Raw genomic sequence first — 12739 nt, forward strand, 5'->3', positions numbered from 1 at the left:
TATCGCCTCGCTTTAATTCTCATTTAAGTTTCTTTTGTAATTTATAAAGGGTATTCATTGCCTCAAGCGGCGTCATTTCAAGGATATCCAGTGATTTTATGTCATCCAGCACCTTTTTTTCCTTTGGTGAAGAATTCACCCTTCCTTTAGGAGCTTCTTCCCCAAAGAAGGAAAGCTGTGCCTCATTGACGGATGACACAGGGGCAGCTTCGGCAATAGGTGCTTTATCAGCAGCAGGCTGTTCAGGACTCGCCTTTGCCTGTCCATTTTCATTCTCTAGCTGGGCTAAAATAGCAGCTGCCCGATCTATTAACTGCTCCGGTAAATCAGCAAGCTTAGCCACATGAATTCCATAGCTTTTATCTGCTGGCCCTTCTTTAATTTTATGAAGGAAAACGACATTTCCATTTTGCTCAATGGCACTTACATGGATATTTTTCAATTTTGGGAGTTCCGTTGCCAATACAGTCAATTCGTGATAATGAGTCGAAAAGAGTGTCTTTGCCCCAATTTCCTCATGAATATATTCAATGATGGCCTGAGCAAGCGCCATCCCATCATAAGTTGATGTTCCCCGGCCTATTTCATCAAATAATATCAAACTGTTTTCTGTCGCATTCATGATGGCATTTCTTGCTTCAAGCATCTCGACCATGAATGTACTTTGACCGGAAATCAAATCATCTGCCGCGCCAATCCTGGTAAATACCTTATCAAAAATAGGTAATTCAGCTATACTTGCAGATACGAAGCATCCAATTTGCGCTAAAATCGATGTTAGCGCTATTTGACGCATATACGTACTTTTACCCGACATATTGGGCCCTGTGATCAAGAGTAACTCCCGATCTCCATCCATAAAGCAGTCATTGGGGACATATTCCTGTGATTGAAGGACTTTCTCGACCACTGGATGCCTGCCTTCCTTCAGTACGATTCTTCGATCATCGGAAAAGACAGGCTTCACATAATGGCGTTCTTCACTAATCGTCGCAAAGCACTGCAGGACATCCAGTTCACTGACGCCTTTCGCCAAATCCTGTAAGCGAGGGATATAGCTTTTGACCTCTTCACGAAGATTGAGGAATAAGTCATACTCCAAACTGATGCTTTTTTCTTCTGCTTGTAAAATCAAAGCTTCCTTTTCTTTCAATTCAGGTGTGATATAACGTTCGGCATTCGTTAAAGTCTGCTTCCGTTCATAACGGCCTTCTTCAAGCAGATGCAAATTTGCTCGTGTGACTTCAATGTAATAGCCAAATACACGATTATATCCGATTTTCAAGGATTTGATCCCGGTGCGTTCCCGCTCTTCGCGTTCAAGCTGTGCAATCCAAGTTTTCCCGTTTCTGCTGGCATCCCTGTATGTATCCAGCTCCTTATGGAAACCATCCTGAATGATATTCCCTTCCTTCACGGACAATGGAGGGTTTTCTACAAGCGCCGTTTCAAGTAAATCCGTCACTTCTTCACAAGGATCCAATTTATCGGCCAGGATTGAAATATCCTGATTGGAAGCCATTGACTTCACGATTTCACGAATGACCGGCACCTGTTGCAAGGAACGTTTCAGTTGAATCAAGTCCCGAGCGTTTACATTCCCGAAGGCCACCCTTCCGGCAAGCCGCTCCAAGTCGTACACTTCCTTCAGGCGTTCACGTAAGTCTTGTCGTTCGAAGTATTGATTTTTCAGGGTTTCAACAAGGTTTTGTCTCCGCTCGATCTGTTTTTTATTAATGAGCGGTCTATCAATCCATTGCTTCAACATCCTTCCGCCCATGGCTGTTTTTGTTTCATCAAGCAGCCATAGTAATGAGCCTTTTTTACCTTTGGAACGAATGGTTTCAGTTAATTCCAAATTACGTTTGCTATAATAATCAATTTTCATATATTGTGATGTTTCATATGCAAGCACTGGCTGTAAATGATCCAGGCTGCGTTTTTGGGTACGGTATAGATAATTCAATAAACGTGAGGTCGTTGTCGCCAGTTTCTGGTCTTTTAACAAATGAAGCAATGGAGCGAATGACTCGCTTTGAACCAAATTACTCTCTAGGGATAGAGCGGCTGCGCCCCGTTCTTGAAGTATTTTTTTCCATTCTTCATTGAAATCCTCGGCAATGACCACTTCACTCGCACCAAGGATCGCAAATTCATTCAGAACTTCCTCGAAACTCTCAATCAATGTAACCTTATTTTCCCCTGTCGATAAATCATTGTATCCAAAGCCAAACTGACCATCCGTAAAATAAGTGATGGTGGCAATATAATTATTTTCCTTTTCACGAAGACCCTTACTATCCATTTTCGTTCCCGGGGTAATCAGCTGGACAACTTCCCTGCGTACCACACCTTTGGCTTGCTTCGGATCTTCGGTTTGTTCACAAATAGCTACTTTAAAACCTTTTTCTATCAATATATCAATATAATTAGCAGCCGAGTGATACGGAATGCCGCACATCGGAATTCGCTCTTCACTACCGCCTTCTCGGCTCGTTAATGTGATTTCGAGCTCTTGTGATGCATTCAGTGCATCGTCAAAAAACATTTCATAAAAATCGCCTAAACGAAAAAATAAAAAGGCATCCTGATACTCTGCCTTAATTTTTAAATATTGCTGTATCATCGGAGTATATCCAGCCATTCCTTCAAAACCTTTCCAAACTAAAATCTATTACACATTTATGTCCTTCATTATAACATACGAAAATGCAACATGGCCTGTATTCGAAATTGCATGGTAAATTTGTAAGCTAGCTGTATCTGCAAAGCCATAGGGACTTGTCCCGCTTCAAATTAAATAAAACCGGATGAAGGGAATGTCATCCGGTATTAATTTCTATATTCTATTCGTCTTCGAATTCATCAAGGAAATCCGGATCTAAATCTTCGAAATCCTCATCATCGAAATCAGAGCCCCAGTCATCCTCACAGCGGCCATCTGGACTTACAGCGACACAAATTTTCGTTTCGCCGACGACTTCCACAAAGAATTCCCTTTCCACATGGACAATGATTTTTTGTCCACATGGGGAGATGCATGCTTCTAAACAATTCGGCTGTTGGACAGCTTTTGCAACGATTTCATGGTCATCAAGACAATCGGGATCACGGTATTTCAGCGAAATAACGTCGGTATATTGCACTTTTTCAGTTACAACTTCCGTCTTTGAATTTTGGTTATAAGAATACCAGACGTTGATTTCGTAGCTGCCGTGAATTTCTACCTTTTTGCCGACTTTCTTTGCATCGTATTTATGGTTGATGATCCAACAACCTAGAATGCTAGAAGGATGATGAGCCGGGCAAATGGTGTGAGAGGACTTAGTGAATTTACGTCCTTTTGCCACCACCGCTTTAGTAATTATCTCTCTATATTGTGACATGCTAGCGAACCCTCCTCATACAGTTTCCATTCATCCTATGCGTGGTAAAAGTCTAGTGTGCGTAGAATTTTAATTGTTTGAAAACTGCTGTAATGTTTTAAACCTAGGTTATTTTATGCTCAAGTTTTGGGATATGTGTCACGAATGGGCACTGTATAAGGATTTCCGCATATTAAAAAAGCCCTTCTGAAACCAGAAGGGCTTTTTTACTATTCATGAACAGCTTCCGCCGCCTGCTTGTACCTGTGAACCTGTCTCACCGCGAAGGACATCGCCTTCGGTCGATTCAATAATCAGGTCCGTCACCTTATTCGATACCTGTGAAGAGACCATTTGTAAAAGATCATTTACATCCACTTGGGATTGTTTGAATTCTTGCACGATCGGAAGTTCATCCAATTGTTTTTCCAGTGCATCAATTTTGGCCTGCACTTGACTGTATGCTTTCTCTTTGCCGTAATGTTGGAAGTTTACAGCCTGTTTTTGCAAACTCTTGATGCTGGCGATCATTTCACGGATTTTTTGATTTTCATTGATGTGAGCTTCTGCCCGTTTAAAGAAATCGACTTCTTCCGTGCTGGCGATCATTTCAGCAAGCTCGGCTGCTTTGTTCAGAATGTCATCTTTAGTATATTTAGTCATATTACTCCACCTCAATCGCCGTTGCTTCTTCAACCATATCCCCATTTAATGACCATGTTTTCGTTCCGGTGATTTTCACTTTTACGATTTTGCCAATAGCGGATTTTGGTCCTTTGAAGTTCACGAGCTTATTTTTCGTTGTATAACCTGCTAATACTTCCGCATTCTTCTTGCTTTCGCCTTCAACGAGCACTTCAACAATCTGTCCATCATACTCTTTCATTTTCAATGCGCACGTTTCATTTACAAGGGCATTCAAGCGTTGCAGACGTTCCTTTTTCACTTCCATCGGTACATTATCCTGCATTTTCGCAGCCGGTGTTCCCTCACGTGGTGAGTAGATGTAAGTATATGCTGCATCGAAACCAACTTCACGGTATAATGACATCGTTTCTTCAAAGTGCTCTTCCGTTTCATTCGGATAGCCTACAATGATGTCCGTGGTTAGCGATGCACTTGGGATAGCTTCCTTGATTTTTTTAACTAGCTCTAAATATTGTTCGCGTGTATACTTACGGGCCATGATTTTAAGTGTTTCCGTACTTCCCGATTGAACTGGAAGATGGATATGGTCAACGAGATTTCCGCCTTTAGCCAGTACTTCAATCAAATGATCATCAAAATCACGGGGATGGCTTGTCGTAAAACGAATGCGCGGAATGTCAATTTTGCGGATTTCATCCATCAAATCGCCGAAACGATAATCGATATCCGTAAAATCTTTACCGTAAGCATTCACATTCTGTCCAAGCAAGGTTATTTCCTTGTAACCCTGTGCCGCTAAATGACGGACTTCCTGGATGATATCTCCAGGCCTGCGGCTTCTTTCTTTCCCTCTCGTGTACGGTACGATGCAGTATGTACAAAATTTATCGCAGCCATACATGATATTGACCCATGCCTTGGTTTTTCCTTTACGCACTTTCGGAAGGTTCTCGATTACATCACCTTCTTTAGACCAAACCTCAATGACCATTTCCTTGGAAAGATACGCTTCATTAAGGATTTGCGGCAGGCGGTGGATGTTATGCGTTCCGAAAATCATATCTACAAAATGGTGCTTCTCTAGAATCCGCTTTACAACTGTCTCCTCTTGTGACATACAGCCGCAAACCCCAAGCAATAGATCCGGCTTTTCCAATTTCAATGATTTTAAATGCCCCAATTCACCGAACACTTTATTCTCTGCGCCTTCCCGAATCGCACAAGTGTTAAGTAAAATGACGTTAGCATCATCCACCGAGTCTGTCGCCTGATAACCAAGTGCCATAAAGATGCCCGCCATGACTTCTGTATCATGTTCGTTCATTTGACAGCCAAAAGTGCGAATGTAAAACTTTTTACCTTCTCCCATTCCGCGGAAACCTTCAGGAATGGCAAAGTCATCATGATATTCTACTTCTTCTTTTCCTCGCTTTTTCGCATCCTTTAAGGAAGGCGGAATATAAACGGCTTGAAAGTACTTACTGAAGTCCTTTTCGGATTTTTTGTCCGCTGGATTCTCAGCCTGTACTTGTTGTGATTCTAATCGTTGTTTCTCGTTCATAGTTAATCTCCTTTCAAAATAGTTAGTTTATTTCTTTCACCAACTATTCCAAGACCTATCTTCAAATGGATTTATACGGATTCCTTTTTAAGAATTTCCAGTAAATATTAGCTATTAAGTGTGATATATCCACATTATCATAGTATAAAGCTTTTAACAGCAAGAAACAATCATTCTGTCGTGGCTTCTTCAATTGTAAGAAATTTTTCACAAATATTGAAAATAAGAACATGAAAGAAGAGGCTATGACGAAGTTAGCCTCTTCTTATCATTTTCGGATGACGCTTTCCCCTTTCAAGATTTTTCAAATGCAGACCATGCAATTTTCACCTTATCAGGTGTTCAAGGTATAAGGAGAACCTTACCACACTGACCTTTGATCATCAGTTCAAAGCCCTTTTCAAAATCACTAAGTAAAAACCGATGGGTAATCATTGGTTTTACATCAACCTTGCCACTTTCAAGCAGACTTGAAACCTGTTGCCAGGTTGAAAACATCTTCCTTCCAGTTATCCCTTGGACAGTAAGACCCTTGAATACGATATCCTCTGTTATATTAATCGTAACGGGCTTAGAAGGCAGACTTAGAATGGATATTCTTCCACCATTGGTCGCCATCTTGAACCCTTGTTGGATAGCTGTAGGGTTACCGCTCATTTCACAAACAACATCTACCCCATCCCCACTTGTAATGCTTTTCGTGATTTCCACTGGATCCTGATTAATTGAATGAATGAGGTGTGTGGCACCCATCTTTTTGGCTAGCTGAAGTCGATAATCATTAATATCAAGAGCGATTACTTTATCAGCACCTGCGGCCTTTGCTACAGCAATCGCCATAAGCCCAATTGGACCACAACCGATTATTGCCACCGTTTTACCCAGCACCTCGCCGGCTAGCACTGAATGGACGGCATTCCCCATCGGTTCTTGGATGGTAGCTATATCGAGTGGCATATCACTTGGATTTTTCCATAAATTCTTGGCTGGCAGAGCTATGTACTCTGCAAAGCACCCTTGTTTATCAACACCGATAATGTTTGTTTTTTTACAGATATGGAATTGCCCTGTTAAGCACTGCCTGCATGTACCGCAAACGATATGTGTTTCGGCAGATACACAATCACCAACTGAAACATTACTGACGCTTGCTCCTATCTCGATTACTTCCCCTGCAAATTCGTGCCCGAATACGTATGGCGGGCTCACCCTTCCTTGTGACCATTCATCCCAGGTGAAAATATGAATATCCGTTCCGCAGATCGAGGTCATCTTCACTCGAATCAAGACCTCGTCATCACGAATGTCCGGTATATCGACAACTTGTAATTGTGCCCCATAACCTCGGTGATGTTTGACGATGGCTTTCATTTTACCTCTCAACATGTACATTCCCCCTGAAATAGGGCTGTGCTTTTTCATCTACCTTAATATGTTAAAGATATGAAAAATCAATCACAAAAATACCATAATCACTTTTGTACCGGCCTTTTCACATTAATAATGATGATTTTTGGGCATTCGTACATTTTTGTTAAATGGGTCATGTTTCTATAGCATCTTGTCCGCTCCCGAATAAGATATCTTGTACAACAAAAACAATGAAGGAGTGACTTATATGTCATGTGGATGCAATAATCATGATCGGGACCGCGATCGGGATAGAGATCGGGACAGAGATCGGGACAGAGATCGGGACAGAGATCGGGACAGAGATAACGATAGAATCGCAGACGATTTTTGTCGTGCTGTGAGGGGCTGCAATAGGCGCGACCGCGACCGGGATCGTGATCGTGATCGGGACCGCGATCGGGACCGCAACCGCCATTGTCGCAGAAGGAATCGTTGCAATTTATTCTCATTCGGCTGTGGATGTAATAACGGTTGGTGGTAAGCTAATTTAGAGTGATTCTCTCTACTTGAGCTTTCCAATTAATCATAAAAAAAGGTTCACCCCGTCTAAGGGGTGAACCTTTTAACTTTTACATAAATTCAGCAACAAGCTTATCAAAATGCGCTTGATCCAGTGTCAGATCTGATTTATTTAACGATTTTTCAGCATACCCTGGCACTAATTCCTGGTAAGAAGGACGTGAAGAGTCTTGATAAATGATCCCTGTCACGAGACTGTCATGCTGCATCAAAGTCTGCATGGCCTGTTCTTTATTTGAAGAATCATAACCTTCAATCGTGTTCAATTTAGTTAAGTTTTGTTTAAACCAATCATACGTATTGATCTTATTGTATGTTACGCAAGGAGAGAAAACATTGATAAAGGAGAACCCTTTATGGTTTATCCCTGCTTCAATGATCGCCGTCAGGTCTTTCAAGTCAGTGGAAAAGCTTTGGGCGACAAACGTAGCGCCAGCTGATAATGCTAATTCCATGGGTGAAACAGCCTGTTCTATTGATCCTTCTGGAGTGGATTTCGTTTTAAATCCAGCAGCGGATCTAGGAGAAGTCTGGCCTTTTGTCAATCCATAAATTTGGTTATCCATGACAATATACGTAATGTCGATATTACGGCGGATCGCATGGATGGTGTGTCCCATCCCGATTGCAAAACCATCTCCGTCACCGCCTGAAGCTATAACGGTCAATTCACGGTTGGCCATTTTTACTCCTTGGGCAATTGGCAGTGAGCGGCCATGGATGCCGTGGAAACCATATGACTTGATGTAACCGGATATACGCCCTGAACAGCCGATACCGGAAACAACAGCCAAATTCTCCGGCTCCAATCCTACATTGGCTGCCGCACGCTGCATGGCAGCCTGAACGGAGAAATCTCCGCAGCCAGGACACCAGTTAGGTTTTACATCATTCCGAAACTCTTTAAACGTTGCCATATTCGAACATCTCCTTGCATTGTGTGTGAATTTCATGCGGGAGGAATGGGTTGCCATCATATTTTAGGATGCTTTTAATTTTATTAACATGTCCGACATTCATCTTGATGATATTAGCCAATTGTCCAGTCGCATTATTTTCAATAACTACTACTTTCTTAGCACTTTGCACCAATGATAGGACTTCATCAGCTGGGAAAGGATGAATCAAACGGATTTGTGCATGATTCACTTTCATTCCATCCGTTTCTAACCGGCCGATCGCTTCATCAATCGTCCCGCGTGTTGAGTTAAAGCCAAGAATTAATAAATCCGCTTCTTCATGCGGTGTGTTTTTGTATACTGGTGTTTGGAATGTGTTAGTTAAATTATTCAGCTTACGCATCCGTTTATCCATTTGCAATTTGCGATTCACGGCCGTCTCGGAAGGTCTGCCCGTTTCATCATGTTCAACACCCGTAACATGGTGAATTCCATTTTTCATACCAGGCACTACCCGTGGTGAGACTCCGTCTTCCGTTACTTCATAACGCTTGAAGTAAGATTTGTTTTCAGGCTCTTCAATTTCAAAGTCAACCAATTTTCCGCGTCTAATCTCCACTTTGCCGTAATCAAGCGGCTGAACCGTCTGTTTACCTAATGATAGCTGTAAGTCGGATAAAACGATAACTGGACATTGATACTCCTCTGCAAGGTTGAATGCTTCTGCCGTATCATAAAAAGCTTCCTCAACAGTACTCGGAGCCATGACGATTTTAGGTATTTCACCATGTGTACCATAAATCATGGCCATTAAATCAGATTGCTCTTGTTTTGTAGGAAGTCCCGTAGATGGACCGCCACGTTGAGTATCGACGATGACAATTGGCGTTTCGGTAATGCCCGCTAAACCAATCGCTTCCATTTTCAAGGAAAGCCCAGGTCCAGCTGAAGCTGTGATGGCACGTACACCGCCATAGTTCGCACCGATTGCCATTGTGGCTGCCGCGATTTCATCTTCAGTCTGTATGACTGTCCCGCCAAATTGAGGAAGTTTCTTAATTAAGTATTCCATAATTTCCGAGGCCGGAGTAATCGGGTAAGCTGCCATGAAGCGGCAACCGCCTGCTACTGCGCCTAAAGCGATAGCATCGTTTCCGATCATGAACATGCGTTTTTGGCCGTCTGCCTTTTCCAGCTCCATCGCGCCCAGTTTTTCTCCAAGCAGCACTTCCATTGCCTTATAGCCGGCAGTAATGGCATCCATATTCTTCTTAACGATTTCTTCACCTTTACGGCCGAATATTTCATCAACCACATCGTTGAATACGGAAATTTCCATTCCGAGAACAGCACATGTCGCACCGATGGCGACCATATTTTTCATTAATGATGTTCCTAATTCGGCTGCTATTTCCGTAAAAGGAACAATATATAATTCTGCCTTTGTATCTTCTGGGCAGACAGGTTTGAATTTTGCATCTGCAATTATGATGCCACCCTCATGTAATTCTTTATAATTGACGTCAATTGTTTCTTGGTCAAAAGCAACTAAGATGTCTAAATCATCAGAGATAGCACGAGTTTCCGTAGTACTTACACGAATTTTGTTATTCGTGTGTCCACCCTTGATTCGGGATGAGAAATGACGGTAGCCATACAAGTAATAACCTAAGCGATTGAGGGCAATACAGAATATTTCTCCTGTACTTTCAATACCTTCACCTTGTTGTCCGCCAACTTTCCATGAAAGTTGATTGATCATGTCTTACACTCCTTTAGGACGTTCGTATATAAATGCATTTAACCGCACCTCTCTTAGAACATTCAACTATGTATAATTATCGTTCTAATTTAGGAAAGGTGTACTAAACGCTTTCAATTCTATCGGTTAAATCATCAAATTGCAACCTTTTTGCTTTTATTTTTTATATTTTCAGAATATTTATTCATATCTATATAGTAAGAATTGAAAATCACTTAAGAAATTTCCTTTTCAAGCGGAAAATTACGAGTGAAATTATCAAAAAGGAGACCTTTTACAAACTCACTGGAATAAAGCCTGTTCAATTCATTTATTAAGTTATGATAATCCTTATATGACGTTAAATTCTCTACCATATGATCGATTCCATCGAAGTCGGAGCCTAATCCAATTTGTCTTTCCCCGCCCAAACTGCATATATGCTCTATATGTTTCAAGATATCCTTTATCGTAACCGAGCCATTTGCTAGAAATTGCGGGACAAAGGTCACGCCGATCACCCCATTTTTCTGTAAAAGGGCTTTTATCTGCCCGTCCTTTAAATTTCGCGGATGCGGACAAAGATGATAAGCATTCGAATGGGAGGCGATCGGGAATTTCGTCAATTTTAGGGTGTCCCAAAATCCAGCTTCAGATAAATGGGATAAATCACACCAAATTGCCTTCTCATTCAGTAGCGTGACCACCTCCGTTCCAAATCCTGTCAAGCCGCCCCCTCTTGTTTCTAATGCTCCATCCGCTACCAAGTTAGCGTAATTCCAAGTTAGGCCTACGGAGGATACTCCAAGATGAATAAGGGTTTTCAGTTTCAACAAATCATTCCCAATACAATCGCACCCCTCCAAAGTTAGCATGGCACCGATTTCCTTTTCTTTTAAAGATTCGATGTCTGCCTTGGTCTTTATAAATTTCATTTCCGGCTCTGACAAAATCTTTTCATGAAAAATATCCACCATCGCCAAAGCCGCTTGAAATCTCATATCAGGGTGGACTTTTTCAGGAATATATATGGCAAAACATTGTACCTTTCCCCCTTCGTCCAATAAACCCCGCTTTGTTATATGTAATTTATCACTATTCGTAAAAGAAATATCCGGATCGATGAACATCTTCATCAGCACATCACAATGTGCATCAAAAATCTCCATGTAATCCCCCTTTCCTGTACCTTTTTTATGATTATATATTCCATTATAAAGGGACACGGGTCTTTCGTCATTTGGATTTCACGACAAAAAAGAGCCTGCTCGCCATCTGACAAACAGGACACCCAAACATGGAATTATCTTGGTTCAATGATTAGTTTTATTGCCGTTCTCTCTTCGCCATCAATAAGTATATCTGTAAAGGCAGGAATACAAATCAAGTCAACTCCACTAGGTGCGACAAACCCTCTTGCGATTGCTACTGCCTTGACGGCTTGATTTAACGCACCTGCACCGATTGCTTGAATTTCGGCTGCTCCTCTTTCCCTGAGCACTCCCGCTAGTGCGCCTGCTACAGAATTAGGATTAGATTTTGCTGAAACTTTTAATATTTCCATTCCTAGTCCTCCTTGTTTTCCCTGCCGATTCTAACTTGGCTCAATAGTTATAACACTTTCCACTGCTACTATATTCATCAAGTAAAACTTGTATGACAAAGAAAACCGGGATTGTACACCATTTATTAAAGAATGGAAAAACGGATGGCAGTTTGACTGTCCATCCGTTCGAATCAATGGTAAAAGGGATGATCTTCGTTAATCAGGATCCTTTCTATCTTCTTTGCCTTGCCAGTTTTCTCATCAATTTCAAGGAGAACCCCACTTAATAGGGTCCGTCCCTCTTTTGGGACTTCGAAACGAACTGGCAGGCTGGTCAGGAACCGATGGATGACTGCCTCTCTTTCCATACCAAGGATGGCATCATATGGTCCTGTCATGCCTACATCTGATATGTAAGCGGTGCCTGCAGGTAATATACGGTTATCGGCTGTCTGGACGTGTGTGTGTGTACCAACGACGGCTGTAACCTTACCATCCAGGAACCACCCCATGGCTTGCTTTTCACTTGTAGCTTCACCATGAAAATCGACAAAGATGATCGGTGTCTTTTTTCGAGCCTCCGCCACTAGTTCTTCCGCCTTTTTGAACGGACAGTCCAAATCCGGCATGAACGTTCTCGCTTGCAAATTGATGACCGCTATTTCATGCTGGTTCAATTTTAAAAATTTCATGCCTTCTCCGGGTACCCCTTCAGGAAAGTTTGCTGGACGGACAAGATATTTCGCTTCATCAATAAAGTTGAAAATATCACGATTATCCCATGTATGGTTTCCCATGGTCACTGCCTGCGCTCCCCACTCTAAAAAACTGCGGTAAATCTTTTCTGTAATCCCCCGGCCACTTGCTGCATTCTCGCCATTGATGACCGTGATATGCGGACGATACTTTTCTTTTAACTTAGGAAGGTATTCTTGGATCATGTCACGACCTGGAGATCCCACTACATCCCCTATAAATAGCAATTTCATTGTAAAACCCTTTCTGGATTCACCTAATTATATGAATTATTCAAGTATGTATTGTAAC

Annotated in this window: 11 protein-coding genes; 1 reads left to right on the forward strand and 10 read right to left on the reverse strand. The window is 41.9% G+C overall.

Translation table 11 applies throughout. The annotated features are described in order from the left end of the window. Window positions 1–19 precede the first annotated feature (19 nt). The 5 genes from mutS to tdh all read right to left on the reverse strand — a co-directional run bounded on the left by mutS (window position 20) and on the right by tdh (window position 6957). Window positions 20–2644, reverse strand: a complete 2625-nt coding sequence (gene mutS, locus ADA55_RS13735) for a DNA mismatch repair protein MutS (RefSeq protein ID WP_048684704.1) — start codon at window positions 2642–2644, stop codon at window positions 20–22. Window positions 2645–2846: 202 nt separating this feature from the next. After that, window positions 2847–3386 (reverse strand): outer spore coat protein CotE, encoded by a 540-nt coding sequence (locus ADA55_RS13740; RefSeq protein ID WP_034313495.1) that lies wholly within the window; start codon window positions 3384–3386, stop codon window positions 2847–2849. Between the two features lie 213 nt (window positions 3387–3599). Then, a complete protein-coding gene (locus ADA55_RS13745) occupies window positions 3600–4028 on the reverse strand; it encodes a RicAFT regulatory complex protein RicA family protein (RefSeq protein ID WP_034313499.1) in 429 nt (142 codons plus the stop codon). A gap of 1 nt (window position 4029) precedes the next feature. Further along, window positions 4030–5574: a tRNA (N6-isopentenyl adenosine(37)-C2)-methylthiotransferase MiaB gene (gene miaB, locus ADA55_RS13750; RefSeq protein WP_048684706.1), complete on the reverse strand. Its 1545-nt coding sequence runs from the start codon at window positions 5572–5574 to the stop codon at window positions 4030–4032. A gap of 342 nt (window positions 5575–5916) precedes the next feature. Further along, a complete protein-coding gene (tdh, locus tag ADA55_RS13755; protein ID WP_048684937.1) occupies window positions 5917–6957 on the reverse strand; it encodes an L-threonine 3-dehydrogenase in 1041 nt (346 codons plus the stop codon). A gap of 235 nt (window positions 6958–7192) precedes the next feature. On the opposite strand from tdh, the gene ADA55_RS30040 reads away from it, so the two are divergent. Beyond that, a complete protein-coding gene (locus ADA55_RS30040) occupies window positions 7193–7468 on the forward strand; it encodes a hypothetical protein (protein ID WP_152908347.1) in 276 nt (91 codons plus the stop codon). A gap of 88 nt (window positions 7469–7556) precedes the next feature. On the opposite strand, the gene ADA55_RS13760 is transcribed toward ADA55_RS30040, so the two are convergent. The 5 genes from ADA55_RS13760 to ADA55_RS13780 all read right to left on the reverse strand — a co-directional run bounded on the left by ADA55_RS13760 (window position 7557) and on the right by ADA55_RS13780 (window position 12681). Next, window positions 7557–8423: a 2-oxoacid:ferredoxin oxidoreductase subunit beta gene (locus ADA55_RS13760; protein ID WP_048684708.1), complete on the reverse strand. Its 867-nt coding sequence runs from the start codon at window positions 8421–8423 to the stop codon at window positions 7557–7559. Beyond that, the gene (locus ADA55_RS13765) at window positions 8410–10167 is read right to left on the reverse strand and encodes a 2-oxoacid:acceptor oxidoreductase subunit alpha (protein ID WP_048684710.1); all 1758 of its coding nucleotides are present in this window, start codon (window positions 10165–10167) and stop codon (window positions 8410–8412) included. Before ADA55_RS13765 ends, ADA55_RS13760 begins: the two co-directional genes overlap by 14 nt. A 215-nt stretch (window positions 10168–10382) precedes the next feature. Next, window positions 10383–11315, reverse strand: a complete 933-nt coding sequence (locus ADA55_RS13770; protein WP_048684713.1) for a dipeptidase — start codon at window positions 11313–11315, stop codon at window positions 10383–10385. A 134-nt stretch (window positions 11316–11449) separates the two neighbouring features. Beyond that, window positions 11450–11710, reverse strand: coding sequence for a stage V sporulation protein SpoVS (spoVS, locus tag ADA55_RS13775; RefSeq protein WP_029281188.1), 261 nt, complete (start codon window positions 11708–11710; stop codon window positions 11450–11452). Window positions 11711–11883: 173 nt separating this feature from the next. Next, the gene (locus ADA55_RS13780) at window positions 11884–12681 is read right to left on the reverse strand and encodes a TIGR00282 family metallophosphoesterase (protein WP_048684720.1); all 798 of its coding nucleotides are present in this window, start codon (window positions 12679–12681) and stop codon (window positions 11884–11886) included. Window positions 12682–12739 lie beyond the last annotated feature (58 nt).

This window comes from Bacillus sp. 220_BSPC (assembly GCF_001054655.1).
Lineage (GTDB): Bacteria > Bacillota > Bacilli > Bacillales > DSM-1321 > Peribacillus > Peribacillus frigoritolerans.